The sequence below is a fragment of the Streptomyces sp. NPDC046915 genome (assembly GCF_040644935.1).
Taxonomy (GTDB): domain Bacteria; phylum Actinomycetota; class Actinomycetes; order Streptomycetales; family Streptomycetaceae; genus Streptomyces.
Genome location: NZ_JBEYXB010000016.1, coordinates 200,136 through 225,612 on the forward strand (window position 1 = coordinate 200,136; position 25,477 = coordinate 225,612).

Below are 25,477 nucleotides of genomic sequence, written 5' to 3' on the forward strand. Positions count from 1 at the left end.
AGGAAGTCCGGTCGGTCGAGCCGTCGGCGGTCCTGCCGGATGACCGGTTGGTCGGGTGAGTGGCCGTCTGGGCTCACGTGGGCGGGCTCCTGCGGCAGATGGCCCGACGCGTGCTGGAGTCGGCCCTGGAAGGCGGATCAACGCGTGCTTCGGCTGCCAGGAGCACGCCTCCGCCGGGGTGCGGGACCTTCCCGCACCCCAGCCGGGCGATACGCGCGGCGGACCGGCGCGGTGCGGGAAACTAGCGGCAAGGCCGTGAAGTTACGGGTCCGGCGGGGTTGTCCAGGGTCTTTGAGCTGCGGACTCGCCGGACGTGAGGAGCGGAGCCCCGGTAGAACTGGCAGTCGACCAAGACAAGCCGTTCACAAAGACCGGAGGTTCCGCTGTTCGGGCAGTCCGCCATCACCCGTGCCGTCACGGTGGCCGAAGGCCCCTTCGCGCCGGGTCATCTCGGCGAACGTACCCAGCTTGTGCCCTTCGAGATGGTCGACGAGGCGCTGATGGCGACCAGGGCGGTGCAGTCGCGGCTGCGGGACCTGCCCTCCCGGGTCGTGATCTACCTGGTCCTGGCCGCGTGCCTGTTCCCGGAGGTGGGATATCCCGGTGCGTGGCGCAAGCTCACCGACGCGCTGGCGGGCCTGCCCCTGGCTGCGCCGACGGCGAGCGCGCCGGCCCAGGCCCGCCGCCGTGTCGGCAGCAAGCTGCTGCGGTGGCTGTTCGACCTCCTGCGCGGACCGGCTCCGACTGCGCACGGCCCCGGGGCCCGCTGGCGCGAGCTGCTGGTGGTCGCACGGGACGGCACCATCCTGACGGTTCCTGACGCCCCTGCCGTCCTGAGCGAGTTCACCAAGCAGGCGGGCAACCATGGCGGGACCGGCTACCCGCAGATCCGCCTGCTGGCGCTGGTCGCCTGCGGCACCCGTACCCTCATCGACGCCGTGTTCGGCCCCACCACCACGGGCGAGATCACCCACGCCCCGCGCCTGCTGTCCAGCCTCCGGCCCGGGATGATCCTGCTCGCCGACCGCAACTTCGCCGCCCAACGGCTCGTGACCGACATCGCCGCCACCGGTGCCGAGGCCCTGGTCCGGCTGAAGAACGGCCACAGGATGCCGGTCCTGGCCCGCTACCGGGACGGCTCCTACCTCTCCACGCTGGGCGACCTGCGCGTCCGCGTCGTCGACTGCGAGATCACCGTCACCACCACCACCGGCAAACACACCGGTCTGTACCGACTGGCCACCACCCTGCTCGACCACCAGCGCCACCCGGCAGCCGAACTGGCCACGCCCTACCACCAGCGGTGGGAGATCGAAACCGCCTGCCTGGAACTGAAGTCGGCCATCCTCGGCGGCCGGGTCCTGCGGGCCCGCACCCCCGAGGGCATCGACCAGGAGATCCACGCCCTGCTCGTGCGCCCTGGACAGGCGTGCGCTGGTGCGGCGCCCGAGACCCTTCGGGCGCCGCACCACGAGATGCCGCAGGAGGGCCGTCCCTCACATGGCCGGGGGACGGCAGGCATTGCCGGGGGCGGGCTACTTGAACCAGTAGCGGACGCCGTGGTGGTGGGAGCGGGTGCCTGCGTACAGGTGTACGGCGGTATGGGTTTCACCTGGGAGGTGCTCGCGCGTCTCTACCCCAGGCGTGCCTGGGGCCAGGCGAGGCGTTCGGCAGCGCCGACGACCATGCCGCGGTGCTCGCCCAGCCCCTCTGCTCCCTGCGCACAGTTGATCTCGCCCGAGGAGACGTAGCGCCGTGTAGGGGGCGAGGAGTGCCGACAGCGGCCGGTGCTGTTCGGCGAGCGCAGCCAGGACGTGCAGAGCCGTGAGCATCCCGGTGTCCGCCCGCCAGAAGTCGCGGAAGTAGTAGTGGCCGGCGTGCTCGCCGCCGAAGACGGCGTCGTACTCCGCCGTGCGCGTCTTCATGAAGGAGTGCCCGACCCGCGAGCGGATCGGCCTGCCTCCGTGCTCGCGGATGATCTCCGCGGCCGCGGCGGAGGTGATGACGTTGTGCACGATTGCGGCACCGAGATGGCGGCTCAGCTCACGCGCCGCGACCAGGCCGACGATTGCCGACGGGCTGACGGGTGCGCCCTGTTCGTCGACGAAGAAGCAGCGGTCGGCGTCGCCGCCGAAGGCCAGTCCGATGTCCGCGCCGCTCGCGCGCACTGCGGCTTGCAGGTTGGGCGCCTGACCCTGGGGGATCAGTCGACTCCCTGCACCCCGGTACGGTGCACCAGGCCGTTCAGGATGAGGGCGAGGCCCGCCTCGAACGCCGACTCGTGATCGATCACCGGCACGTCAACCGGTAGATCCGTGCCGTCACCAGGGCCGGTGTCTGCCTGCTCTTCCAGGACGCTGCCGACGGTGAAGCGGCTGGCGGCCAGCATGGCCATCTGCGCGTCCCGCTCGGGCACGCCGGAAGTGACGAGGAAGTCCATCTTGCGGCGGATCCGGTCGAGGTCGCCGGTGGGGGTGCTGCCGGCGTGGAGCCGTGCGCCGTCCCGGCGCATCAGCAGGGTGCGCCTGAAACTGCGTGTGTTGTCCGCGAACCAGTCGCGCCAGTCGTCGCCGGGTGCCGGCAGGGGCGCGGTCGCATGGGGTTCCATCGCCGCCTCCGCCATAGCGGTGAGCAGGTCCTTCTTGGTGCGGAAGTACCAGTAGAGCGACGGCTGCTCCACGTTCAGTCGCTTCGCCAGCCGTCTCGTGCTGACGGCATCCAGCCCGACCTCGTCGAGCAGGCCGAGCGCCTCAGCGATGACGGTTTCGCGGTTCATCTTGGTCACGTTGACAATCTATCGCTGATAGATGACTCTGAAAAAGAATCTTTCACTGATAGATTTTGGAGGGATGGGTATGACGAAGGGATCGGGCAAGCAGCCCCTGCGGATCCTCGTCGCCGGTGGTGGAATCGCGGGGCAGGCCCTGGCCTTCTGGCTCACCCGGGGCGGCCACCGGGTGACCGTTGTCGAACGTTTTCCGGCGCTGCGGGCCGCCGGGGCCCAGGTCGATCTTCGGGGGCAGGGCATCGAGGCCGTCAAGCGAATGGGGCTTCTCGACGCCGTCCGAGGCAAGCTCGTGGACGAGGCGGGCGTTGCCTTCATCGACGTACACGGCAAGGCCAAGGCGACGATCATGGCCAATACCTCGGGGAAGGGCCGGCAGACCCTCACGTCCGAGTACGAGATCATGCGCGGGGACTTGGTGCGCATCCTGCACGATGCGACGAGGGATGACACCGAGTACGTCTTCGGTAAGAGCGTGGACGGCTTCGAGCAGGACACCCACAAGGTCGTCGCGCATTTCTCCGACGGGTCATCCGGCGAATTCGACCTTCTGGTTGGCGCGGACGGCCAGGGATCGCGCATCCGGCGAGCGATTCTTCCAGAGGGTCTCGACCCGTACTGGAGGGTGGGCATCCACATGGCCTACTGGTTCGTTCCGCGCATCGCATCCGACAGCAATATCCGGGACACCTACATGATCCCGAGAGGCCGCCAGATCATGCGCCGCAGCCACAACCCGACCGAGACCCAGGTGTACTTCGTCCTACGGGAGGAATCCGAGGAGGCCTCGGCGATCCACCGGACGCCCGTCGAGCGTCAGCAGGAGTTCTGGGCGAGCAGGTTCCGCGATGCCGGGTGGCAGACCGAGCGCTTCATCGAGGGTATGAAGACGAGCCCGTTCTTCTACTCCCAGGAGGTCGTCCAGGTCCGTACCGACACCTGGTCCAAGGGCCGCGTGGTCCTGGCCGGTGACGCCGCCCACTGCGCCTCCCCCTACAGCGGCATGGGCATCTCCGGCGGCCTGGTCGGCGCCCACGTCCTGGCCGGCGAGATCAATCGGCACCCGGGCGACCTGCCGACCGCGCTGGCGAACTACGACCGCGTGCTGCGGCCCTTCGTCAACGAGATCCAGGGCGAAGTCAACCCGCGCCTGCTGCGCCTGGGCATGCCGATGACCCAGCGTGCGATCGATGCCTTCCAGGCCACCACCGCGCTGGCCTGCTTCCTGCACGTCCCGGACCTCGCCGCGCGCCTGTCGAAGGAGGACCGCGGCGGCAACTGGCAGCTCCCAGAGAACCCGGCACGGACCAGCACCGGCTGAAAGCGACCGTGCAGTTCGCACCGAGGGCCGCCATGACCACTCCCGACCAGCGGTGCGAACTGCGGCAGGACGAGGGACCCTGCCTACCAGCTGATCAGCGGCCGGCCCCCGGTGTTCCTCATGCCCACCGTCGCCATCCTCCTCGTCTGCGGGTAAGCCGGACCCAGGATGGAGGGCCGCCGCAGGCGCTCTTGACCGGGCGGCTCGCCCCGCACACGACACGAGCGGGCGGCCCTGGCCGACAGCGTGCGTGTCGCTTGCCGAAACGCCCCACTCTGTTGAACGACGGAGCGAGTGGGGCGACGAGCATCACTGGTCGATTTCAGAGATCCCCATCACCGGAGTCCGCGGAAGTTCTCCCGTCTGCCCGTCTTCACCCGACTGGGTATGCGATCGAGCCGCGGCGGAGTCTCCGGCCGCTACATCTCCTGCGCCAGCCCTTGCGCCTTTTCCTGCGGCATCTCTTGCGACTTCTATACGAGACACCAAGTCGCTTCTCCTGAGGTCCACTTGGCCGGAGACCCAGCGCCAGGCGGTTTTTGCCGGCCCTGCCCCTGGCGCTACCGCAGCGTGTTGGCGTTCTCTCGTTCGTTTCCTCCTCGTACGAGGTATACGCCGGGCCTCAGTTCATCGGAGTGGGCACGAATGCGCGGCCTGGTCCCCGCAGGCCAGAGGGTGTCGTCGGACCAGATGACGTTGCTCAGTACCGTCAGGTCGCTGACATCCACCCGTGTCAGGTCCGCACCCGAGGCATCCACCTGTCCGTCGGCGAGTTCGCGCAGTTCGGCCCAAGGCCATGTCGGGAGGGCGAGGGCCAGGGCAAGGGTGAGGGCGTGGGTGAGCTCGTGGGTGAGATCGAGGACGAGGGCGAGGTTGCGGGCGCGATTGAGGGCGCGGTCGAGGTAGGGGACGAGGTCGGGAACGCGCCTGCGGGCGCGGGCGAGTTTGAGGACGAGGCCGTGGGCGAGGTCCCGGTGGTCCTGGTCGAGGTCCGGGACGCGAAGAAGGTCGTCGTGGACGAGGGCGCGGTCGCGGGCGAGGTCTCGGGCGAGGGCGAAGGCGAGGTCGCGGGCCTGGGCGAGGTCGCGGTCGCGGGCGAGGTCGGGGATGCGAAGAAGGGCGCCGACGAGGTCGCGGGCGGGGGATTGGGCGAGGTCGTGGGCGTGGGCGAGGGCATGGGCGAGGTCGCGGACGAAGTCACGGACGAGGGCCGGGGGGCTGGTGAGGTCGCGGACGAGGGCCGGGGTGCGGGCGAGGCCGCGGGCGAGGTCACGGGCGCTGTCAGGGGCGGGGCCGCGGTCGAGAGCGCGGAGGAGGTCGTAGGCGCGGTCGCGGGCGCAGTCGAGGACGCGGTCGAGGGCCCTGATGGTGATCAGGGTCTGGCCGTCCGGGATCGCTGGTGCAGGGGATGCGGCCGGTGCGGTGCTGGGGGCGGTCTGGTTGGTTTCCAGGAAGGCGGATAGGAGGGTGCTGGTGTCGCTGGTTGCCTTCACCTGCCGCAGGAGGTCGGCCGCGGCGGTGTCCAGGAGAGCGTCCAGTTGCGTGTCGGTGACCTCCTCGGGCCTGTCTTCGCGGCCGCTCATCGGGCTTCCTTCCTCGTGACCGTGTGTGGAGCAAGGGCGCGGCGTAAGGCTGCGCGGCCTTGCTTTCTCAGATCCCGGACCTTCTGCGCGGTCACACCGAGTAATTTTGCGATCTCGGTGTCAGGAGCACCGTCCAGGGTGAGGGCCATTACGGACCGCTGAGGCTCGGGAAGGTCGGCCAGGACTTTCAGGACGGTGAGGGTCTGCTCGGTGAGGTCAGCATGATCTTCGCTCGGATCGGAGAGGTCGGGCAGCCCGGTCCCGTACGCGATCAGCGGCTGGTCGCGCTTCTGCCCCGGCGGCCGGTGGTGAACGTTCCAGACCACCCGCCGGATCCAGCCGGTGTGGTTGCCGATGGATGCCCAGCGTCCGGCAAGTACCTCACGCCACGCTTGGAGGAACGCTTCCTGGGCCGCGTCCTCGGCCTCGTGGCGACTGACTCCCTTCATCATCAGGAGCCGGAGGATACGGGGATGGGTGTCTTCAACGAAGTCCAGGAATTCACCGCGCACCCGAACCATTCTGGCGGCATCCGCCGAGGGCAACGCGCCAATCTCGGATCCTCCACCGTCGATCGGCCCGGGACCTGGGTCATCCGCGTCCACCAGCCCCGCCTTCCCGGCCCCCGACCTCGATGACGATGCCGTGCTCCCCCAGATCGATGATGCGGCTGCCCGCCGGCAGAATCCTTACGTGCTGCCGGCGGGACTCTTCGCGATACCGGCGCAGGTGCACCCGTGCCTTCAGCCAGCCCCCGGCGATCGTGGTGATGGCTGTGATCACCGCACCCGCCATGGTCACCACAGCCGTCGTGTCGGGCTCCATGCCGCCTCCCCTCGTGGCCTGTTACGGGCAGAGCTGATGCCCTTCCCACTCGTATGTGGCCGTAGCAGACCTTGATCGGGAAGCAGGTCTCATGATTTTTTGCTCAGTGATCCGGCCGACCAACGGCCTGAGCGTCACTCGTAGCTCTTTTGCCCTTGGAGACAGAGGCAGGAGGCGCCTGGGCTCGGGCGAGGTCGCGTGGGTCATCTGGCGCGGCGTCCCGCCTGGCCTGCCAGCAGGACTGTGGGGCCCACTAGTGGCCAGTAGTGCGACGGCCGCGCTTGCCTGGTCATCGTTTCTTTTTGCTCCTTCCCTGCCAGGGCGCTGACGGGCCCACGCGTCTGTTTTAGCGTCCTCGGGAAAGCCGACGGTCTGGCCGCGGTAGGGGTACCGGCTATCAGCCCTTGACGATCAGGGAGATGATGGCGACCAGGATGTCGGCGCGCCGGTCGGCGCCACGATGATCGAGCACCGGGTGGCGGTGTACGGCGTAGCCGAGCGCACCGACCATCAGCAGCACGACCAGGACCAGCGGCAGACCGACCAGCAGGACAATCGTGGACATGCGGGTTCCCCTCGGACTGGCAGGTCAGGCGGGACCAGATACGCGGACGGTCCGCGCAACTTGTCCTGGAGCGCAGGGGCTTCCAGGCGGCGCCAGGGTCACGGATGCGAGGGTTAGCCCTGCAACCCGTCTGTGACCCTGGCGGTAACCGGTCCACCTGCTCGGTCGAGAAGTCATTCGGCAGCAAGAACTCGACCGCGACAGGTCAGCCGCCACGTTGACGGAGCCGACGAATGTGTGCGGATGACTGCAGCTGAACACAGGGGCCGCCCGCGGCCGCCGCAGGCAACGTGGGAAGGTCACGGTCGGGCCTCTGGTCCGCCCCTGCGATACCCGCCCGCCGGAGGGTGCCTGGTATTTGTGGAGGTAGTAGATCTACGTCCGTAACGAAAAAGGCGGACCGCATTCTGGACGCGTAAGAGCGGCTTGTGCAGCGCACCTGCGCCTGGTGCGGTGCGTCCATCGCCTACACAGGCAAGGGCCGGCCGCCCGTCTACTGCTCGCCTGCGCACCGGCCCGGGCCTGGGAGGTGCGCAGCGCCGACCGCCGCGCAGACCGGCCGGTGGAGGCCGGCGAGCGGACCTCCGAGCCCGTCCGGGGCGCCCGGCCGTCCGGCTGAGCGGCAAGCCGTACACCCTGCCCACGGATGCCGTTGAGTGGGTGGAAGCCCTGGCCGCCCTGCGCAGCCGCGCCGGGTCCGCGCGCATCTTCCCCTTCCGGGAGCAGTTGGCCCGCGCCTGCGAGCGTGCGGCGCGCGCTCTACGCGAGGCCGAACCGGATCAGGCCGACTGAATTCCACCACTGCGCCCACGCGCTGAGGTCCGCCATCAGGTTGATCTGCGAGGGACATTCACAGGCGCGGTGGCGGGGGATTTGATCGGCCTTGGCCGAAGCGAAGCACCAGCCCAGCAGTGCACGGGGCAGCCGAAGCGCCCCCAGCCCGCCATCAACGAGCCGCACAGCATGGCTCGAGGAACACAGAACGACAGAACGTCTGTCCGAGCGAAACTGGACGCCACGGGATGCTCATCACGCGCGACCAGTGTCCTGAACTGGCCTGATGCGGCATGGGGCTTCGCCTCGAAGGTGATCGTTTGTCAGTGCCTGCCGTCAGCATGGTGGCTACGCAGTAACTGGATGCTTCGGGGGAGGATCACATGCCGTTCGTACGCCCCTACGTACGTTCCGATGGGACACCGGTTCGGGGGCACCCCCGGTGGGCGCGGAGGGCGCGCCGGGAGTTAACCATCCTGGCGGTGGCCGCCCTGGCGGTCGTCGGCTTCGGGCACAGCAACGCCCAAGCAGACAGGCCCACAAGTCCCCAGCGGGGATCGACAGGGCCGTACCCGATCCGCTTCGACCAGCTCACCGGCAACCCGCCCAAAGCCGTGGTGCCGCAGCCCACCCTGTCCTACCCGATCAAGTTCAAGACGCCCAAGGCGAAGCCGGCCACGCCCAGGCACACGGTGTCGTATCCGATCGACTTCTCCACGATGGGCGGTGGCCGGTGACCCGACGTCCGCCCGCACGTCGGCGACCGTCCCGGCGTCCCAGCCGCAGGCGCCGGCAGCAGCAGGACGCCCAGCTGGTCACCATCGGCGTCGCCGCTGTCGCCGCCATCACGTTGACCGTCATGGTGGTCAACTGGCTGCTCGCGCACTGGTGGATCCTCCTCATCGCCGCCCTGATCGCGCTGCTGGGCGGCGCGGGATGGTGGCAGCAGCGGTCACAGCGCGCCCAGTGGCAGCAAGCCCAGGCGCGCGCACTGCGCTACCGGATCGCTCAGATGGACGCACTCACCCACCGACAGTTCGAGCACGCGATCAGGGACCTGATGCACCGCGACGGATGCGCAGACGCCGTCCAAGTCGGAGGCCAGGGCGATCTCGGCGCTGACGTGAAGGCCACCGACCCCTTCGGCCGACGCTGGGTGATCCAGTGCAAGCACCGCAAGAACGGAGACCGCGGAGCCGCCGTGGGCACCCCCGAACTGCAGGTCCTCAACGGCACCGGCCGTCCCGTCCACAACGGCGACGTCGTCGTCATGGTCACCAACGGCAGAATCACCCAGCCCGGCCGCACCTTCGCCCAGCAGCAACGACTCCACCTCGTTGACCGCCGGGTCCTCGCAGAATGGGCGGCCGGCTCACGCCCCCTGTGGGAACTCCTGCGAGCCGTACCCCCGCCGCGGCAGCCGACAACTCAGTCCTAGCCGGGAGTGCCCTATATGGCCTGTCCGCGCATCCGAGTGATCCAGCCTCAGAGAAGCGCTTTGTTGCCAACGAGCACCAACTGAGCTGCCCGGTACAGGGGTTTGTGGCTACATCAGAAGGCTGGGAGGTTGCCTCAAGGGGGAGGACAGGCTGCGTGATGCTGTCGATCAACGTAGCGTTTCTACTGGCGGTCATCATCTACCTCCGGCTGCGCCGCCGGACCCAGGCCCGCAGCCGCAACGACGAGCTGCTGACCGTGATCATCGTCATGGCCTTCGGAGTTCTCATCGCTCCCACGGCCTTCGGCCAGGGGGTGCTCCACACCGTGGGGCAGCTTGCGGATGGGATCACCCGGTCAGGCCGCTGAGCGCCGGAGATTGTTCACTCCCCGCCGGCAGCGTCGAGCTGCGCGACATCATCGGGCGTGAGGTCGGTACAGACGCGCTTGAGCCGGACGGTGAGCCGACCTGACGGTGCTTCGCCCGTCTCCTCACTGAAGTCGGCCAGGCTGCCGGAGAGGACCGCCTCGTTGAAGCCGACCGTCGGGCACCCGCGAGCGGCCCGCAGGGACCGGGCGCACGATCGGATCATGGAGGTTCCGGTACAGGGCGCCCTCGGCGAGGAGCTGTTTGCGGCATGCTCCTGTCGTGCTCGTTCCGCAGCGCCGACGCCGCATCGTGCTCTGGCCGATCTCGTAGGTCGCGCCCGTGGCCCTCATCCCCGCCCTCGTGCTCGGTTGGGCTGTATACGTGTACGTCAGCAGCGTCCTCAATGGTGTCGGCACCGCGTTGGTGCTGTTCAGCGTCTTCCTGGCCGTCGTCTACGCCTACCGCAGGCGACGAGTAGCCCGATGGGGCCCCTCAAGGACGCTACGCCCCGGACCTCTTGCCAGTCTGGCTCGTGGCGCGCCTGGCCGTCGCCCTTGCCCTCCTCCTGGGCTGGGTGATCTACCAGCTGGCGCTCGACTACTTCACGCACGCGGCTGCTGCGCAGAAGCCGACCAAGCCGGTCAACATCAACGACGTTCTCAAGGCCACCGTCACCATCCTGACGCTGGTTGGCGCTGTACTCGCTGGCGTCTACGCCTATCGCAAGCAGCTCCTCGCCGAGGGCGACGCGCACCGCGCGGACGCAAGCCAGCTCGCCGAGCGCTACGCCACCGCCGCCGGGCAGCTCGGCCACGACCAGCGGCTCGCCGACGGCTGGCAGGAACAGCGCCAGGTCTGCATCGACGTGCTGTGCGCCTACCTGATCATGCCCTACGAAACCGACCCCACGGCAGCTACAAGGAGGGCGAGTGCGAGGTCCGTCACACCATCATCCGCGTCATCCGCGGGACCCGGACGCCTCCACGTCCTGGTGCCCATACGCCTTCGACTTCAGCGGCGCCACCTTCGACGGCGGCGACCTCTCGCACAGCCATTTTCGATCTCGGGGAACGACGCCGTCATGTCCGTCCCCTGCCTGGAGCGCAGCAGGACCCGCCGGTCCGCGTACACGGCGAACTGGGCGCGGTAGCCGTCCTTCTCCAGACTTTGATATGTCTCATGAGACATCAGCTCGCTGTCTGGGCCACTTCAAAACCGGCGCATGATCGGCAAGCAGCTCAACATCGCCGAGGCCCGCCACCGCCTGGCCCGGCGGATCTTCTTCGGACAGCGCGGCGAACTGCGCCAGCACTACCGCAAGGGCACGGAGGACCAGCCCATTTTCCGCTCCGCGCAGGCCGGCCGCCGACCGCTGCGCCAACCGTCGGCCGATGAGAACGCCAGCGAGGCGTAGCGGAGCGTTGCCCAGGGCAGAACAGTTCACCTTTCGTAGCGGCCATGGTGCGCGCGTGAGAGGGCGGCGGCGCCCTGGCAGGCGAGGGTGGCGGCATCGTCTGCGTACTGGGGGATGTCGTCGGGCCATTTCGAGGTCGGCTGGAGGATCAGCAGCGAGACGGCACCGTGCAGGCACGCGCAGATGGCCCGGGTCAGCGCCGTCACATCGCCGTGGAGCACGCCGGCGTCGGCGCATCGCTGCACCGTTTCCCGCAGGAATCGGAAGCAGGCGTCGGCGACGTGCTCAGTGGCGGCTGTCGCGGGTCCGGTCGCGACCAGGCGGTAGCGCAGGGGATGGTCGAGCCCGAACCTGATGTAGGCGACACTGCGCTGGTGGAGTTCGGCGAACGGGTCGGTGGTCTGGGCGCTGATGCTCAGCATCCGTCGGCCGAGCTCGTCCCAGACCCCGAGGCACACGGTGTGCAGCAGTTCCAGTCGGTTGTCGAAGTGCAGATATACCGAGGGCGTGCTGACCCCGACAGCCTGTGCCACCGCACGGATGGTCACGCCGTCCTCGCCGGCGTCGTCGAGCAGCGTGCCGGCCGCTTCGATGAGCTCGTCCCTCAGTCGGCCGCCGTGGCCTCGCTTGGCGCGACTGCGACGACGGCCTTCGGTTGTGCTGGCGCGGCCGTCGGCCGTGGTCTGGCCGGGTCCCTTAGTCATGGCGCCTCCGGAGGGCGACGAGTTGAGTGACGCGGACGCAGAGCCGGTCTTTGTCATCCCTGATGTCGATTTCCACGGCGACCGTTGACTTGCCGACGTGCAGCGGGCGGGAGGTCGCGAAGGCGCCGGTGCCGTGTACGGGCCGCAGGAAGTGGGTGGTGGATTCCATGGTCGCGGGGACGGTGTCGGCGGTCCCGTTCAGCGTGGCGCACACGGCGCCGGCTACATCGGCCAGCCCCATCAGTGCCCCGCCGTGCATCGCGGCACCGACGGTGGACTGCTCGGGCGTGTAGGCGAGTTGCGCGGTCACAGCGTCGGCCTTGAGGGATCCGAAGCGTATCCCGAGCGTCCTGGCGAACGGCGCCAAGGTGTAGACGTCTTGCGCGGTGATGGTCATCGCGGCCCCTCAGGTTGTCGGCGTTAAGTTAACGGTGACATGTTACGTGGACGTCACGGTTCGCGTCCACGCCTGTGGCGCGAGGCTGTAGGGCTGTGCCCGTGACGTGCAACGCGGCCATTGATCAGAGCGGTTGAACCAGCTGCCCACGACCTAGGATCCGGCGAGCTCGGGGTCCGGCTTCGTTGTTGTCTGGATCTGCGTCAGGAGTTCACCGGCGGGGGAGAGGAGCTTCGGCCGAACTGGCTGTCGCGAAACGCTCCTGTGGCCTGTGCTGCGAGGGACGCCGCGGCGGACACGGCGCGGCGGCACGCCGGGCTGGTGGGCTGGCGTGCCGCCGACTGGGGTGTGAGGCCGCTGGTGTTGGTCAGTGGCCGAGGTACACGTATTCGTAGCCTTGGGTTCCGTTCCACCAGCCGCTTATTTCCCAGGCTGACCATGCGCCTGTGGTGCAGCTGCGGGCGAAGACTCGGGGGTAGGCGCTGGTTTTGTCGTTTCCGATGTCGCCTCGGCCGAATGCGCACATGCCGTCGTTAGTGGTGTCGATGACGCGGATCTTGATGCTGCTTTGGATGCGGCCGTTGTAGGTGCGGCGGCATTCGTAGTACTGCATCTTGGCGCCGCCGGTGGGGTGGGTTCCCCCGTACCAGCAGTTTTGGCTCGTGGTGGTCATCGGGGTGGCGAGGGAGCTGGCTGTGGGGATTCCAGCGGCCCCTGTGCCCAGGGCAAGGCCGGCGACAGCGGCGACCATGCCTTTGCGGATGTTCATTTTCTGTGTCTCCTTCGGACTCGACTGGAACAGGTGTTGCCGCGCGTCGCTGGGTGCTTGGTCGCTCTCGGTGACCGCCAACCGCAGTCGCCTGCGGCCGGAGCTGATCAGGTGCCGGCCCCGGCAGTCTGCTCGGCTGGAGAGGGACTTGGACGAGCGGTGTGAGAGGAGTGAAACGGTGCCAGCGCCAGGTCGGTACCGGTCGCCTTCGGTGTGCGCGTCCGACCCCTGTGGTGGCGGCCCGCTCTTATTCGCGGCACCAGTGCAGGAGGGCGTCCCAGGTTCGGGCGCCTACGATTCCGTCTGCCCGCAGCCCGCAGTGTTCTTGGGTGACGATCACTGCGCGGTGCGTCTGACGGCCGAAGGTGCCGTCGGCCGGGACGGCGAGTTTGCTCTGCAGGTACCTCACGCACCCGCCCGTGCTGCCTTGCCTGAGGACGTTGGTCGGCAGGCCGTTGACCCAATGGCATCCATGGGCCGCGGAGGAAGGTGCTGCGCTTGCGTCGGCGGCGCCGAGAGCGCCGAGGAAGCAGGCGCCGGCCAGAGCGGCGGCGGCAAGGACTCGCCGTATGGCTGGTGGATTTCGTCTGAGCTGTTCCATGGGGGACCCCGGTCCGGTGGGAGGAACGTGGACTGAGCCGTGGCCTCGTCGCCTCGCGCTCGAGGTCGGCTGGGCTGCTGGTGGTCCGCCGGGCGTCGAGGCCCGGCGGACCACAAGGCGGCACGTCACGCCGTCTGGTGACGCTGCAAGCAGGTGTCGGCTGGCGCTGTCAGCACTTGGGCAGTCCGGCCGGGGGGTCGTGGGGCGTGTTGACGTTGCCGCCCCAGGAGTACACGTCGTAGTAGACGTGATCGGGGTTGTCGTGCGTGTCGATGACGGTGCCGTAGTACCAGACGTTCGTGTGGTGCTTGCCGTCGTTGTAGTAGTCGCCTCGCTTGTAGCAGTTGACGGCGAAGCTGCTCTTGCCCTTGGTCGTGCCGACGAGATAGCTGTTCAGGTGAGGGCCACCGCGCAGGTTGCTGCCACCGTCCACGGTCGTCCCGATCCCGCTTGCGGCGGGCGGGGTGGCTGTGGCCGCGTCGGCCGGTGCTGCTCCGCTGAGCGGTCCGGCGGCGATTCCAACGGCAACCGCCGCGGTAGACAGGGCCGCTCGCACGTATGCGCGCATAGTGATCTCCAATCTGATGTTGTGATAGCTCATGACCCGGCACACAGGCGGTAGAGAAACGGGCGTTGCCGGGGTGCCGGCGGTAGCGGCCGTCCTTCTGACGCTGTGGGACGACTCCGCCGCAGTGGTGGAAGCAGGGTGGGGTGCGGGCGTCCACCCCCGTGGGACGCCCGGCCGGCAGGTCAGTAGTTCCAGGCGGGGTGGCCGTAGCCCCAGATGAGGTGGCTGGTGCGGGGGTACTTCAGCTGCTTGACCTGGTCGGAGCGGTTGCCCTCGACCGTGTAGACGTAGGTGTCGTCGTAGGACGTCACGATCCCGATGTGGTCCTCGCCGTTGTGCCCGTTGAGGTCGAAGAAGATCACGCAGCCTTCGCGCGGGCCGCCGCAGGTGGCCCCGCGGCGGAAGAAGCGGTGGTGGTTGTTGAACCACGTGAGGTGGTCGGGAACGTACGCGTGCTTGCCGCCGATGGCCCCCAGCTGGCCGACCTCGTGGAAGACCCAGCTGACGAAGATGTCGCACCACTCCTGTCCGTCGGTCCCGTACCAGCGGCCGTACTTGGTGTGGTTGGTTCCGCTTTCCCGGTATCCCACCTCGCTCTTGGCGATCCGGGTGACCTTCACCGGCGGCACGTTCGGATCCATCGGCATGACGGTGTCCAGCATGGCGAGTTCAGCCGGCGACAGTTCGTGGCTGGGATCGACCGGCTTGGTCGCCGCAGCGAGCCCAGGTACCTGCTCGCCGGAGACGAGCGGCCTTTCCTGCGGGATGAGCGGTTCGGGCATGATCACTCCTTCGTGCTGTCCACGCGGGGACAGTGATCGACTGACAGGTGACGGCCGGACGAGGTGAGCGAGCCCGTGTCGTCTGACCTCGACTTTTCCGGCCTGTGGATTGAATGGGCAGCCGGTTTCGCCAGCCTGATCAATGACCGCACCGCAGGTCAGGGCGTGGCGGACGGAGCTGACCCAAGAAATCGCCTGTGGTTGCCGTTGCCTCACGGGTGCGCGTAGCTTCACGGACCACAGCGCTGCGTCAACGGGGGAAGCGGCGCAGGGGGTGATGTCGATGGCCGGATGTGCGGAGAATCCGCTCGATCCAGGTGCAGGACCGGTGCAACGGCTGGCGTCCGAGTTACGCAAACTCCGTTCAGAGGCCGGGAGCCCGACCTACCGGTCGATGGCGCAGCGCACGCATCAAGGGGCGAGCACCCTGTCGCAAGCAGCAGCCGGGGAGCGGCTGCCGACCCTGCCGGTCGTCCTCGCCTACGTACAAGCCTGCGGTGGCCACCCGGAGGAGTGGGAGGAGCGCTGGCGTCAGGCGGCCGCGGAAGCAGCGGCGGAACCCCGCGTCGAGGACGAGAAGGCCAAGCCCCCTCATCGAGGTCTGGCCCGTTTTGAACCGGCCGACGCTGATCTGTTCTTCGGCTGCGATGAACTCACCGAGCGCCTGTTCCAGCAGGCCTGTCTCCGCCGCTTCACCGCGGTCTTCGGCCCTTCAGGCTCTGGCAAGTCCTCCCTGCTACGGGCCGGCCTCCGGGAGCGTGTGGTCATCGCCGTTCGTGCGGACTTCCTTGGCCACTGTGCTCAGCACCCGGGTCTGACGGCCGCGCTGCGGGACGGGACTGTGCTGGCCGGCCCGATGAGCCGCGACGAACTGCGTGAGGCCGTGGTCAAACCCGCGCAAGCCGCGGGGCTGATAGTGGAACGGGCCTGCTGTATGACGTCGCTTCACAGCGGCAACTGGGCATCTTGTCCACTCCCGGTGATGCGATCTTCTCACTCGCCTTGAGCAAAGATGGCGGCACGCTGTACGCGGCCGGCCAACACGTGGCCTGGCAGAAGTACGACATAGACCCGGAACGTGCAGCCCGTGCGGTGTGCCGCCGCGCCGGGGGACCGCTGCCCCCTGCCGACTGGCACACCTACCTGCCTGACGTTCCATACCGCAAGACCTGCTGAGCAGGAGGAGTCGGACGACTGGCACTTGAGGACGGCTGATTCTGCACTGCTCGGAGCGGCTCCTTCGGGCTCGTAGTGTCTCTGACATTGCGGCGGGATGAGTGCGGGCTTTTGGCGGCTGTGTTTGAGCTGTGCGCGGACGGTGGCGGGGTTGATGTCGAGGATGTCGGCGATCTCGGCGGTGGTGAAGCTGTGGACGTAGCGCAGGACGAATGTCTGCTGTTCGCGTTGCTACGCGGATCCCGCACGGACTCTGCTGGCTGGTCAGCCTCAGACACCCGCGAACTTACGCCCGAACATACACAGGGGTCTCGGTGCAAAATGAGCTGGTCTCTCAAGACCATTAGGCGTTGCCCCGGGTAAGACGACGTCCCCTGGATCGCGGGCTGTGGCGGCTGCGGTCCAGGTGGCGTTCAGCGGGCGGCGGTTACTCGGCGAGCAGCTCGACCGGGATGTTGCCGCGCGTGGCGTTGGAGTACGGGCAGACCTGGTGGGTGGCCTCGATGAGCTCGCGACCGACTTCCCGGGGCAAGCTGTCCGGTAACTTCGTACGCAGGCTGACTTCGAGCTGGAAGCCGCCCTGCCCGTTGGGGGCGAGGCCGACTTCGGCGGTGACCGACACACCCGAGACGTCGATCTTTCTCTTCTGCGCCACCAGCTGCATGGAGGCGGCGAAGCAGGCCGCATAGCCCGCCGCGAAGAGCTGCTCGGGGTTGGTGCCGTCGCCGGTGCCGCCCAACTCCTTCTGGAGGGCCAGCTCGACGTCCAACTTGCCGTCCGAACTGAAGGCGCGGCCGTCGCGGCCGGTCGCGGTCGCGACGGCGGTGTACAGGCTCATGTCCTGCCCTTCTGTGGTAGACCGATCGGTCAATCTGGTTGGCGCACTCAGCGTATGGAGGTCAGGAGCCGCGCCCCATGGCTCACCGTCTCCGTTTCATGTCTGATCGTCTTGTGTGTGGCGGCCTCACGATACGATCTGCCGATGGACGTGCTCAGCGATGCGATCGGCGTCATGCGTACGGGGCGCCCGCATTCCAGTGAAATCCGCAAGCACGCTCCGTGGGGGGTGCGGGCGGAGCCCTTCTCCGGGGCCGGCTTCCATGTGGTGCTGGAAGGGACATGCTGGCTGATCCCGCCGACGGGCGCCGCGATCGCCCTGAGCGTGGGCGATGTGGTGTGCCTTCCGCACGGCTGCGGTCACGCTCTGGCCGACAGCCCGTCGACGGCCCTGACGGGCGCACCCTCGGCCTCCCTGCGGGAGATAGCGCCGAGCGCCGACGACGGCGAGGGAGCCACGACGGTCCTGCTGTGCGGCGCATACACGCTCGACCAGACCCGGCCACATCCGATGTTCGAGGAACTACCCGAGGTCATCCACCTTCCAGCGCGTCTCGGCCACCGCACGCCGCTACATGCTGCCGTCAACCTGCTCGGCGACGAGATCGCCAACCCCGACCACGGAACCGAAGCGGTCGTGTCGGCCCTGCTGGACATCATGCTGCTGTACATCCTGCGGGCCTGGCTCGACGCGAAAGCCGACGACGGTCCGGCCACCGGGTGGGCCGCAACACTGCGCGATCCGGCGATCACCGCAGCGCTGCGCCATATCCACCAGGAACCCGCCGGGCAGTGGACGGTCGAAGCGCTGGGCGCGAAAGCCGGACTGTCGCGCGCGGCCTTCTCCCGCCGGTTCACCTCGCTGGTCGGCAAGCCGCCGCTGGGCTACCTGACCTGGTGGCGGATGACCCTGGCGGCGCGACTGCTGCGCGACAGCGACAAGCCGGTAAAGACCGTCGCGCAGCGCACGGGATACACCTCCGAATTCGCCTTCGCCAAAGCGTTCAAACGAGAGTACGGCTTGGCCCCCGGTCGGTACCGCCAGCAGTCGCGGAGGTAGTCCGGTCAGCACGCCGTGACGACGACGGCCTCCTGATGGGCATGGCGCCGCGACGACGTGCTGACGGGCTGCGTACGTGCGGCGATCGAACCGCAGCCTGAGTTGCACGCCATGGCCTCCCGGCCATCAGGAGCCCACGGCACGGGCCGCAACTGTCACCTCGCCCTCGCCGCCGCGGCGTCCATGGTCCCCAGCCCCCGCATCGCGCCCGATATGCAGACGCCCGAGTCCGCAGCAGAGGGTGCGGCGGGGCCGGAATTGTGAAGGCTTGTACCCCGGCGTCGCCGACGGGTGGCTGGATCGTCGACCGGGGAGTGGGGGCGGGGCGGTTTGCCGGGCACGCTCCGCGTCAGCTCAGTGTGGTCAGCGATTCCGCGTCGTACGGGGCGAGTTCGTGGAAGTGGCCGTTGAGGACCTTCTTGGCCCAGTTCGGTTTTGGAGGAGTGCGCGGTCGACGGAGACCAGATCGAACTCCTCGCGTGCCATGCGGTCGAGGAGGTTGTCCATGCCCTTGACCGGGGCGCCTTCGCCTTCGAAAGCGCGGTTGCAGTCGCCGTCGAGGCCGACCGACCCGACCGTGATGGTCTGCTTGCCGGTGAGCTCCTTCGTCCAGCCGGCCAGGATCAGGTCGGAGCCGTCGAACTCGGGCCGCCAGTAGCGGCGGGTGTTGGCGTGGAAGGCGTCGACGCCGGCCGCGGCGAGCGGGGTGAGGATGGCCTCCAGCTCCTCCGGGGTGTCGGCGAGCTTCACGTCGTAGACCCCCACCTTCCACTGGGAGTAGCGGAAGAGGATCGGTAATTCGGGGGAGACCGCGTCGCGGACCGCTGCGACGGCTTCGGCGGCGAACTTCGTGCGGGCCACCGGGTCGCCGCCGTAGGCGTCGGTACGGCGGTTGGTGCGCTCCCACAGGAACGGGTCGCTGAGGAGGCCGCCGGCGCCGTGGAGCCGTTGTTGCCAGACCGGACACCGAGGCGTGGGGGACGGTAGCGGGATCACCGACAGGTGATCGACGCGATCGCATGGAAGTTCCAGCCCGACTCGCAGTGGGTGCATCTGCCCGCCGAGCACGGCTCGTGGAAGGGCGTCTACACCAGGCTGCGGAACTGAGCGATCGCCAGCCCCTGGGATCGGGTTTTCACCGCTCTGCTCGCCCAGGCCGACGCCGAAGGTGCCCTGGACCGGGCCGTCGCGGTCGACTCCACCATCGTGCGCGCTCACCAGCACGCGGCTGGGGCCCGCAAAAGGGGTCCCCAGCCGGCGAGCCCGGTCACCACGCGATCGGACGCTCAGGTGGTGGGCTGACCACGAAGATCCACCTTGCCGCGGACAGCCGTGGTCGACCGTTGTGCTTTGTCCTCACGCCCGGCCAGGCAAATGATGCGCCCGTGTGCGAGCACGTCCTGGCCGCTCTGCGCATGCCCAGGTCGGTTGGCCGACCGCGCACCCGGCCTCTCGTAGTCCTGGCGGACCGGGCTCGTGACTACGGCACCGCCTGAGGGGCCTGACTGCTGGTTGCAGCCAGCGTCGGCCCCTTAGGGATCTTCTCTGTCCGGCTGGTCCTCAAGAGTTCCGGCCGGTTCCAGATGGTCCCCGGGTGTCCTTTGCATCGCATGACATCGGCATGGCTATGCAATGCATTGGGGTGATGAGAGTCCGCGGTGCTGTGTTTGTCCGGAGAGCACGTGTGCCTCAGTCCTCGTGGGCTGCCCAGTCGAGTCCGAAGTTGGCGAGCCGTTGGAGTCGCTCGGCACTCAGCTTGGCGCGCCTGGTCTTGGTGTTGGACAGGAACACGCCGAGTTTGACGGGGGTGCCGTCCGGCAGGGTCTCGATGTGGGCGCGGCCGGGCCCGACGGTGCCGGTGCGTTCCCAGTGCTGGGCGAGTGCCGTACACCCCCGCTCGAAGCCCGCTGACACGCCCTTGGAAGCCCGCGCGGGTGTCTGCTGCTCCGGTGGTAGGGGTGTGATGCCCAGGGCTGGCTTCGTAACTGACGTGCGACACCGTTTATCACCGAGTCCGGGCAGCACTTGATGATCACAGGGCCGGAAAATGTCGATGAGAACTGACACCCGGTCAGGTGCTTACGTCCTCGGTGGGGAACCGGGAGGAGGCGCTCTACCGACGGACCGCCGAGATCAGTCCGCCGGGCTGCTCCTCGCGCCGCGGCGGGGTGCTGATCGGGCGGCCGTAGGCGGCAGCGCGCTCGCGCAGGGTGTGGCTGCCGGCCTCCCAGCCGTGCCCGGCCAGCCAGCCCACCGGGTCGTCGGGCATCTCCGAGACCCACATGGACGCCGCTGATCCTGGCACGGCGTCCGCGCCGAAGCGCTCGATCACGCCGCGCGAGCCCAACGTCAGCCCCATCCGACTGCCTGCCGCCGACTGCGCGCTGATCCGGGCCAGCAGCAGTTCCACCGCGTCCTCGGGCAGATAGATCAGCAGTCCTTCGGCGATCCACGCGGTCGGCACGGCCGGGTCGTGCCCTGCGGCGGCCAGCGCGCCTGGCCAGTCCTCACGCAGATCCACCGCGACGGTGATCCGCTCGCAGCGTGCGACGGCCCGCTCCTGGCGCAGCACCGAAGCCTTGAAGTCCAGTGGTGCGGCGGTGTCGACCTCGAAGAGCCGGGTGCCCTCGGGCCAGTCCATCCGGAAGGCCCGGCTGTCCATGCCGGCGCCGAGCAGCACGACCTGCCGGACCCCGGACGCGGAGGCCTGTTGCAACAGGTCGTCGAGGAACTTCGTCCTGATGACGATGGAGAACGACACGGCCAGCCGGCGGCGGCGCGCGGCCTCGTCATCGGGCAGCGGCGGCGAGGAGGGTGACAGGCCGCCGGCGGTGGCGAAGGCTTGTGCCAGCGGGTCGCGGAACAGCGCGTTCTCCCGCTCGGTCTCCAGCGCCCGCACTCTGGCCACCCCCACTGCCGTGGCCCACACTCCCGACGGCTGCACCCGCTCCTGCTCATCAGTCACCGCGCCAGCCTAGATGATCGATTCCAAGGGGAGCTGAAGAGTGGAGCCAGGTTCATGCGCGGCCAGCCGGTCATGCGCGCACACTCGCCGCACTGGTCATGACGGGCAAGAGCAGGCGTCTTCCCCTTGACGGCCTCCTGAGCCGACAAATGCGGCTCCCGCCGATGAAGGGCTTGGTGGTGCGACGTCAGCCGGAGGCGTCGTGCGCGGCAGCCCGGGCCTGGGTGATGGCGAGGCGGTAGGAGTCGGTGCCTGTCTGGATCAGGTTGCCGCCGGAGGTGAGCCGGTCGACGATGGCCGCGCAGAGCCGGGGGTCGGTGAAGGTTTTGGTCCAGCCGCTGAAACTCTCGTTCGAGGCGATGGCGACGCTGTTCTTTTCCTCGCGTTCGGTCAGCACCTGGAACAGCAGCTCGGCGCCCCTGCGGTCGAGTTCCATACAGCCCAGCTCGTCGATGCAGAGAAGATCGACTCGGCGGTAGCGGGCGATGGTCTTGGTCAGCACCTTCTCGTCCGCGGACCAGTTCGTTGACGAGTTTGGTGGCGAGTGTGTAGCGGACCCGGTAGCCGGCCATCGCGGCTTCCGCGCCCACCGCGATCAGCAGGTGCGACTTGCCGGTGCCGGAGTCGCCGATCAGGCAGAGCGGCAGGCCCTTCTTGACCCACTCGCAGGCCGCCAGGGTGTGGATGACCGCTGGGTCCACGCTGGGGTTCGCCTCGAAGTCGAAGGCCCGCAGCGATTTCTCGCGGGGGAAGGCGGCGGCCTTGATCCGCCGTTCCGAACGGCGGCGGGCCCGGTCGTCGCATTCGGCCATGAGCAGTTCGGCGAGGAAGCCGCGATACGACATCTGGTCACGGGCGGCGGCTTCGGCCAGCTCGGGGAACTGGGCCCGGATGGTCGGCAGTCGAAGCATCCGGCATGCCTGGTCGACAGCAGCGTCGGCGGCTTGTTCGGTCAGCCCGCGGTGGCGTTTGAACGTCGTCATGGCGTTTCTCCCTCGACGGCAATGTGGTCGGCCGGCCGCCTCGGTCGCAGCAGTTGGTCGTAGGCCGCGACCGAGGGCAGCGGCCGGTTGTCGGGCGGCAGGTGGGGCCAGGCGCCGTTCGGTCAGGAACGTCACACTCGCCCGGTCCGGCTCCGGATCTGCCTTCGGGGGCGGCGCATCGGCGGCATCGGCGGCCTTGCGGGCTTCCAGTGCGACCGCGTCCGCGGTCATGGCGCCTGCCCGCAGGGCGGCGGCGAGCCCGGTCACCAGATACTCATGATGAAGATGCCGTCCCAGCAGCAGGACCTCGATCAGAGCGCGGGTGCCGTCGCGGTCGCCGTGGGCCTTGCAGGCGGCCGCCCACCACACGTCATGGACAGGGGTGAACTTGCCCGCGGAGCGGGCCTGTTCCAGGGCGTTTGCACCGGGGAAGGCGCCGGGCTTGCGGACCAGGGCCTCCAGGTAGCGGTCCAGTTCCAGGGGGGTCTGGCCCTTGGCGACGAGCCGCTCGTGTCGGGCGACTTCCTTGCGGCCGTCGTAGACGACGACGTCGGAGGCGTGCAGCATCACTCGAACGGTGTGTCCGATCAGTCCCACCGGCACCGAATAGCGGTTCGTGCGGACGCTGACCTGCGCGTATCTGTCCACCCGCAGGCTGAACAGCCGACCGGTCTCGAACGGTTCGTCGGGCAGCGGCTGCAGCAGCGGGCGTTCGGTGGCGAAGTACCCGCCGATCGTCCTGGGCCGTGACCGGATGCGGCGGGCATCGTCCTCGTCGTCCCACCGCTCGACCATCGCGTTGAGTTCGGCGAGGGATTCGACTTCCGGGACGGGGACGAGGTGGTTCTGGCGGAACCAGCCGATCTGGCCTTCCATCCCGCCCTTCTCATGGGCTCCTTCCACCGCACCGTGCTCGTCCAGCAGCCGGTCGAAGATCCGCTTGACGGTATGCCGCTGCTTGCGCGGCGCTTCCAGATCCGCCCGCATCTGGTCGATGGTCGGCTTGAAGGCGTCGAGCCGCGTCTTGCGGGGCGGCAGCTGCTTGCGAGGCTCCGGCCAGACGGGACTCCATGGCCGCCTTCACCGTCCGGAAGCCCACCCCGTACTTGCGCTGCAAGGCCCGGTTCGACATCCCCGCCCGGGCATCGCGGCGTATCGCCGCGTACAGATCGACCTTGGACTTCGGTGACACCGGCGCCCCCTCACCACGCAGAGAACCCCCAGACATCCTCGCCACCAACTGCCTCGGCAAGGCCCTGTACTGGCCGCTGTTCCAGGACCCCGCCCGGCCGGTCAACATGGCCCGCTACCAGTTCCTCAATCCCGGCGCCGAGCAGTACATGACCGAACTGGACCACCAAAGGGCCGCAGCCGCAGCCCTCCTGCGCACCGAGGCCGGACAAGACCCCTACAACCGCGACCTCAGCGACCTGATCGGCGAACTCTCCACCCGCAGCGAGGACTTCCGTTCGTTGTGGGCCGCGCACAACGTGCGCCTGCACCACACTGGCCTCAAACGCTTCCGCCACCCCGCCGTCGGTGATCTCACCCTCGCCTTCGAAGCCCTGCTCGTACCGACCGACCCGGGTCTGACCCTCACCGCTATGAGTGCCGAACCCGGTACCTCTTCGGCTGACGGCCTCAAACTGCTCTCCAGCTGGGCCGCCACACTCGACGGGAACCACCAACCGGACAACGAACCCACCAACGACCAAGGCGCCACACACCGGCCCTGAGCGTTCGCCCGGCAGCGCGTGAAGGTCTCCCGCCACTCGCTCCGTGATGCGCGGGTCTTCAGGCTTCCAGGCCGTACGGAGCGGTCGTCTGGCTGGAGGATCGATCAGCTACGTCGTGGTGGGTGAGGGCCACACATCGGGGCCGCCGCCGCGCCAGGTGATCAGCGGGGAGTCCTCAAAGTCGACGTCATTCACCTCGATGCCGGCCCTGTGCAGAATCTTCAGGAAATCGGTGATCCCGTAGGCCACCCCATAGATGGTGATTCCGTAGGCCGTTTCAAGGATTGTGCCGTCCACCCGCACTCGTCGGCCACCTGCGGGCGAGGGTGGCTGGACGGTGACGTGCGGGGTGCGGGCCATGCGTCCAGCCTCTGTCCGGAGAGAGCCGGATGCACCTGGACGGGGCTGTCCGGCTACTCCGCGAGGAGGCGCGGTCTGTTCCTGGTAGGCCCCGTAGCCGCTCCAGCTCCGTGTACCGCTTCCTCTCCGGCGTGACCAGCAGCAGCCCCAACCCCTGCGGAAGAGCCTGCCCTGAAGGCCGCCCGCGACCGTCTTTCCGCGATGGCCCGGACGTCGGCCACCTGAGCTGTTCGTTGAGCCCGAACCGGGGGCTCGGGTCTCACGACCGCTCGGGGGCCCCTGGTCGAAATTCGACATGCTCCAGGTCGGTGAACTCCATCAGGAGGTCGTGGGCGCGGCGGCCGCGGTCTTGACGCATGTGCCGACGGAATGCCGACGCAGCATGGGAACACGAACGGTGACATGATGGTCACTCGGTGCCCGGATTCGCGTGGCCCCGCCCGGCACAGCGGCCGGGGGAAGGCAGTTTGGTCCCCGGGGGCGGAAGCGCTCGCGGTACAGGGAAGCGGTGGGATGCGGCAGGCAGGAGTCCTTGACGTCGGGTGCCACAGCGCCCTGCTCACGGTGGCACGGCGTCGGGCGGGCGGGGTGCTGGAGCCGGTGCTGTCCCGCAAGGTGCGGCTGGGGCTGCACCAGGCCCTCGATCGGAAAGGGCGGCTGCGCGAGCCGGGGGTGAGAAGCGTGCAGCGGGCGGTGGCCGAAGCAGTCGCCGCGGATCCGCGGCTGCGCGTGGCGGAGGTGTTCGCGTTCGCCACCTCCGTCATCCGGGATGCGCCCAACTGCGACGAGGTCATCGCCCGGGTGGCGCGGGCCACCGGTGTCCGGCTGCGGGTGCTGCCCGGCGAGGAGGAGGCGCGGCTGGCCTATGTGGCCGCCCGCCAGTGGGTGGGCTCCGGGGCCGGCCCACTGCTGGTCCTGGACATCGGCGGCGGCACTGTGGAGATCGCCTCCGGCACCTCGGACCAGCCCCGCACCGTGTGCTCGCTGCCGCTGGGCGCCCGCCGGGTCACCCGCGAGCAATTTCCCGGCGGCACTACCCCCTCCAAACGACGCCTGGGCGAAGTCCAGCGGCACCTGCGCCGGTCCCTGAGCGCAGTCCCTGGCCTGCCACAGGCCGAGCCGGGCGGGAACGTCCTGGCCTGCTCCAAGACCTTCACGCAGCTCGCTCGTCTCGCCGCCGCCCGGACCGGGACCCCTCGTACGCCACAGCGGCTGACCCTGCCCGAATTGCGGGCATCAATTCCGCTGCTGGCAGACGCGGGGACGGCCCGCCGCGGCAAGCTGCCGGGGATCTCCCCGCACCGCGCCGAACAGTCCCTGGCCGGAGCCCTGGTCGCCGAGGCTCTCATGGAAGCCTGCGGGGCCGACAGCGTGACCATCTGCCCCTGGTCCACCCGGGAAGGACTCCTTCTGGAACGCCTCGGCACGGCTCCCACTGGCTGACTCCCTTCCTGGTGCAGCCATG

General features: G+C 68.6%; 29 protein-coding genes and 6 pseudogenes. 14 read left to right on the top strand and 21 right to left on the bottom strand.

Annotation, left to right across the window (positions count from 1 at the left end; genetic code table 11):
* The first annotated feature begins 470 nt into the window (after positions 1-470).
* The gene (locus tag ABZ915_RS34595) at positions 471-1,751 is read left to right on the top strand and encodes an IS4 family transposase (RefSeq protein WP_361811454.1); all 1,281 of its coding nucleotides are present in this window, start codon (positions 471-473) and stop codon (positions 1,749-1,751) included.
* Here the strand turns inward: ABZ915_RS34595 and manB are convergent.
* A pseudogene (manB, locus tag ABZ915_RS34600) lies at positions 1,727-2,183 on the bottom strand (phosphomannomutase/phosphoglucomutase); the annotation flags it as partial. The gene ABZ915_RS34595 and the pseudogene manB overlap by 25 nt on opposite strands.
* A gap of 20 nt (positions 2,184-2,203) precedes the next feature.
* Positions 2,204-2,776: a TetR/AcrR family transcriptional regulator C-terminal domain-containing protein gene (locus tag ABZ915_RS34605; RefSeq protein WP_361811567.1), complete on the bottom strand. Its 573-nt coding sequence runs from the start codon at positions 2,774-2,776 to the stop codon at positions 2,204-2,206.
* A gap of 79 nt (positions 2,777-2,855) precedes the next feature.
* Here ABZ915_RS34605 and ABZ915_RS34610 point away from each other — a divergent pair, with 79 nt between their 5' ends.
* Complete coding sequence (locus ABZ915_RS34610; RefSeq protein ID WP_361811457.1) at positions 2,856-4,106, top strand: FAD-dependent monooxygenase; 1,251 nt, start codon at positions 2,856-2,858, stop codon at positions 4,104-4,106.
* 560 nt (positions 4,107-4,666) lie between these two features.
* Here the strand turns inward: ABZ915_RS34610 and ABZ915_RS34615 are convergent.
* The 4 genes from ABZ915_RS34615 to ABZ915_RS34630 all read right to left on the bottom strand — a co-directional run bounded on the left by ABZ915_RS34615 (position 4,667) and on the right by ABZ915_RS34630 (position 7,079).
* Positions 4,667-5,689, bottom strand: coding sequence for a hypothetical protein (locus tag ABZ915_RS34615; protein ID WP_361811460.1), 1,023 nt, complete (start codon positions 5,687-5,689; stop codon positions 4,667-4,669).
* Entirely contained in the window at positions 5,686-6,294 is a 609-nt protein-coding gene (locus ABZ915_RS34620; protein WP_361811463.1) for a sigma-70 family RNA polymerase sigma factor, read from the bottom strand. The genes ABZ915_RS34615 and ABZ915_RS34620 overlap by 4 nt, the downstream gene beginning before the upstream one ends.
* Positions 6,281-6,514, bottom strand: a complete 234-nt coding sequence (locus tag ABZ915_RS34625) for a hypothetical protein (RefSeq protein WP_361811466.1) — start codon at positions 6,512-6,514, stop codon at positions 6,281-6,283. The genes ABZ915_RS34620 and ABZ915_RS34625 overlap by 14 nt, the downstream gene beginning before the upstream one ends.
* A gap of 397 nt (positions 6,515-6,911) precedes the next feature.
* A complete protein-coding gene (locus ABZ915_RS34630) occupies positions 6,912-7,079 on the bottom strand; it encodes a hypothetical protein (RefSeq protein WP_361811469.1) in 168 nt (55 codons plus the stop codon).
* A gap of 660 nt (positions 7,080-7,739) precedes the next feature.
* Between ABZ915_RS34630 and ABZ915_RS34635 the strand changes: the two genes are divergently transcribed.
* From ABZ915_RS34635 to ABZ915_RS34650, 4 genes are all read left to right on the top strand, one after another.
* On the top strand, positions 7,740-7,871 hold the full coding sequence (locus ABZ915_RS34635; protein WP_361811472.1) for a hypothetical protein: 132 nt from the start codon (positions 7,740-7,742) through the stop codon (positions 7,869-7,871).
* Positions 7,872-8,335: 464 nt separating this feature from the next.
* Positions 8,336-8,590, top strand: coding sequence for a hypothetical protein (locus tag ABZ915_RS34640; protein ID WP_361811475.1), 255 nt, complete (start codon positions 8,336-8,338; stop codon positions 8,588-8,590).
* Positions 8,587-9,291 (top strand): restriction endonuclease, encoded by a 705-nt coding sequence (locus ABZ915_RS34645; protein ID WP_361811478.1) that lies wholly within the window; start codon positions 8,587-8,589, stop codon positions 9,289-9,291. Before ABZ915_RS34640 ends, ABZ915_RS34645 begins: the two co-directional genes overlap by 4 nt.
* 158 nt (positions 9,292-9,449) lie before the next feature.
* Entirely contained in the window at positions 9,450-9,659 is a 210-nt protein-coding gene (locus ABZ915_RS34650) for a hypothetical protein (RefSeq protein WP_361811570.1), read from the top strand.
* 14 nt (positions 9,660-9,673) lie between these two features.
* Here ABZ915_RS34650 and ABZ915_RS34655 read toward each other — a convergent pair whose 3' ends face one another.
* A complete protein-coding gene (locus tag ABZ915_RS34655; RefSeq protein ID WP_361811481.1) occupies positions 9,674-9,883 on the bottom strand; it encodes a hypothetical protein in 210 nt (69 codons plus the stop codon).
* 309 nt (positions 9,884-10,192) lie between these two features.
* On the opposite strand from ABZ915_RS34655, the gene ABZ915_RS34660 reads away from it, so the two are divergent.
* Together ABZ915_RS34660 and ABZ915_RS34665 are read left to right on the top strand one after the other, a co-directional pair.
* Entirely contained in the window at positions 10,193-10,810 is a 618-nt protein-coding gene (locus ABZ915_RS34660; protein ID WP_361811484.1) for a hypothetical protein, read from the top strand.
* Between the two features lie 72 nt (positions 10,811-10,882).
* Entirely contained in the window at positions 10,883-11,074 is a 192-nt protein-coding gene (locus ABZ915_RS34665) for a Tn3 family transposase (RefSeq protein ID WP_361811487.1), read from the top strand.
* Between the two features lie 26 nt (positions 11,075-11,100).
* On the opposite strand, the gene ABZ915_RS34670 is transcribed toward ABZ915_RS34665, so the two are convergent.
* The 6 genes from ABZ915_RS34670 to ABZ915_RS34695 all read right to left on the bottom strand — a co-directional run bounded on the left by ABZ915_RS34670 (position 11,101) and on the right by ABZ915_RS34695 (position 14,895).
* Complete coding sequence (locus tag ABZ915_RS34670) at positions 11,101-11,778, bottom strand: TetR/AcrR family transcriptional regulator (RefSeq protein ID WP_361811490.1); 678 nt, start codon at positions 11,776-11,778, stop codon at positions 11,101-11,103.
* A complete protein-coding gene (locus ABZ915_RS34675; RefSeq protein WP_067271683.1) occupies positions 11,771-12,175 on the bottom strand; it encodes a PaaI family thioesterase in 405 nt (134 codons plus the stop codon). The genes ABZ915_RS34670 and ABZ915_RS34675 overlap by 8 nt, the downstream gene beginning before the upstream one ends.
* 367 nt (positions 12,176-12,542) lie before the next feature.
* Positions 12,543-12,944 carry a hypothetical protein gene (locus ABZ915_RS34680; RefSeq protein WP_361811493.1) on the bottom strand — a complete coding sequence of 134 codons (402 nt, stop codon included), beginning with the start codon at positions 12,942-12,944 and terminating at the stop codon, positions 12,543-12,545.
* A gap of 247 nt (positions 12,945-13,191) precedes the next feature.
* A complete protein-coding gene (locus tag ABZ915_RS34685; RefSeq protein WP_361811496.1) occupies positions 13,192-13,545 on the bottom strand; it encodes a peptidoglycan-binding domain-containing protein in 354 nt (117 codons plus the stop codon).
* Positions 13,546-13,714: 169 nt separating this feature from the next.
* Entirely contained in the window at positions 13,715-13,978 is a 264-nt protein-coding gene (locus ABZ915_RS34690; protein WP_361811499.1) for a hypothetical protein, read from the bottom strand.
* Between the two features lie 317 nt (positions 13,979-14,295).
* Entirely contained in the window at positions 14,296-14,895 is a 600-nt protein-coding gene (locus ABZ915_RS34695; protein WP_361811502.1) for a CHAP domain-containing protein, read from the bottom strand.
* A gap of 283 nt (positions 14,896-15,178) precedes the next feature.
* Here ABZ915_RS34695 and ABZ915_RS34700 point away from each other — a divergent pair, with 283 nt between their 5' ends.
* Positions 15,179-15,901 carry a helix-turn-helix domain-containing protein gene (locus ABZ915_RS34700; RefSeq protein WP_361811573.1) on the top strand — a complete coding sequence of 241 codons (723 nt, stop codon included), beginning with the start codon at positions 15,179-15,181 and terminating at the stop codon, positions 15,899-15,901.
* Here the strand turns inward: ABZ915_RS34700 and ABZ915_RS34705 are convergent.
* Positions 15,889-16,290, bottom strand: a pseudogene (locus ABZ915_RS34705) (sigma factor-like helix-turn-helix DNA-binding protein); the annotation flags it as partial. The gene ABZ915_RS34700 and the pseudogene ABZ915_RS34705 sit on opposite strands and share 13 nt — an antisense overlap.
* A 208-nt stretch (positions 16,291-16,498) precedes the next feature.
* On the bottom strand, positions 16,499-16,909 hold the full coding sequence (locus ABZ915_RS34710; RefSeq protein ID WP_361811505.1) for an organic hydroperoxide resistance protein: 411 nt from the start codon (positions 16,907-16,909) through the stop codon (positions 16,499-16,501).
* Between the two features lie 144 nt (positions 16,910-17,053).
* On the opposite strand from ABZ915_RS34710, the gene ABZ915_RS34715 reads away from it, so the two are divergent.
* Positions 17,054-17,968: an AraC family transcriptional regulator gene (locus ABZ915_RS34715; protein WP_361811508.1), complete on the top strand. Its 915-nt coding sequence runs from the start codon at positions 17,054-17,056 to the stop codon at positions 17,966-17,968.
* A gap of 349 nt (positions 17,969-18,317) precedes the next feature.
* On the opposite strand, the pseudogene ABZ915_RS34720 reads toward ABZ915_RS34715, so the two are convergent.
* Positions 18,318-18,913, bottom strand: a pseudogene (locus ABZ915_RS34720) (12-oxophytodienoate reductase); the annotation flags it as partial.
* A gap of 57 nt (positions 18,914-18,970) precedes the next feature.
* Here ABZ915_RS34720 and ABZ915_RS34725 point away from each other — a divergent pair.
* Both ABZ915_RS34725 and ABZ915_RS34730 read left to right on the top strand, forming a co-directional pair.
* Positions 18,971-19,075 (top strand): hypothetical protein, encoded by a 105-nt coding sequence (locus ABZ915_RS34725; protein ID WP_361811511.1) that lies wholly within the window; start codon positions 18,971-18,973, stop codon positions 19,073-19,075.
* A 78-nt stretch (positions 19,076-19,153) separates the two neighbouring features.
* Positions 19,154-19,347: pseudogene (locus ABZ915_RS34730) on the top strand (transposase); the annotation flags it as partial.
* Positions 19,348-19,657: 310 nt separating this feature from the next.
* On the opposite strand, the gene ABZ915_RS34735 reads toward ABZ915_RS34730, so the two are convergent.
* The 4 genes and pseudogenes from ABZ915_RS34735 to ABZ915_RS34750 form a co-directional block, all read right to left on the bottom strand.
* Positions 19,658-19,882: a hypothetical protein gene (locus tag ABZ915_RS34735; protein ID WP_361811514.1), complete on the bottom strand. Its 225-nt coding sequence runs from the start codon at positions 19,880-19,882 to the stop codon at positions 19,658-19,660.
* 199 nt (positions 19,883-20,081) lie between these two features.
* Positions 20,082-20,897, bottom strand: coding sequence for a class I SAM-dependent methyltransferase (locus tag ABZ915_RS34740; protein WP_361811576.1), 816 nt, complete (start codon positions 20,895-20,897; stop codon positions 20,082-20,084).
* 223 nt (positions 20,898-21,120) lie between these two features.
* Positions 21,121-21,916: pseudogene (istB, locus tag ABZ915_RS34745) on the bottom strand (IS21-like element helper ATPase IstB).
* Positions 21,913-23,048, bottom strand: a pseudogene (locus tag ABZ915_RS34750) (hypothetical protein). Before ABZ915_RS34750 ends, istB begins: the two co-directional pseudogenes overlap by 4 nt.
* Between ABZ915_RS34750 and ABZ915_RS34755 the strand changes: the two are divergent.
* Positions 22,987-23,652 carry a hypothetical protein gene (locus ABZ915_RS34755; RefSeq protein WP_361811517.1) on the top strand — a complete coding sequence of 222 codons (666 nt, stop codon included), beginning with the start codon at positions 22,987-22,989 and terminating at the stop codon, positions 23,650-23,652. The pseudogene ABZ915_RS34750 and the gene ABZ915_RS34755 overlap by 62 nt on opposite strands.
* A gap of 108 nt (positions 23,653-23,760) precedes the next feature.
* On the opposite strand, the gene ABZ915_RS34760 is transcribed toward ABZ915_RS34755, so the two are convergent.
* Positions 23,761-24,012 carry a hypothetical protein gene (locus ABZ915_RS34760; protein WP_361811519.1) on the bottom strand — a complete coding sequence of 84 codons (252 nt, stop codon included), beginning with the start codon at positions 24,010-24,012 and terminating at the stop codon, positions 23,761-23,763.
* Between the two features lie 513 nt (positions 24,013-24,525).
* Here ABZ915_RS34760 and ABZ915_RS34765 point away from each other — a divergent pair.
* Complete coding sequence (locus tag ABZ915_RS34765; RefSeq protein WP_361811522.1) at positions 24,526-25,455, top strand: hypothetical protein; 930 nt, start codon at positions 24,526-24,528, stop codon at positions 25,453-25,455.
* The last annotated feature ends 22 nt before the right edge of the window (positions 25,456-25,477 follow it).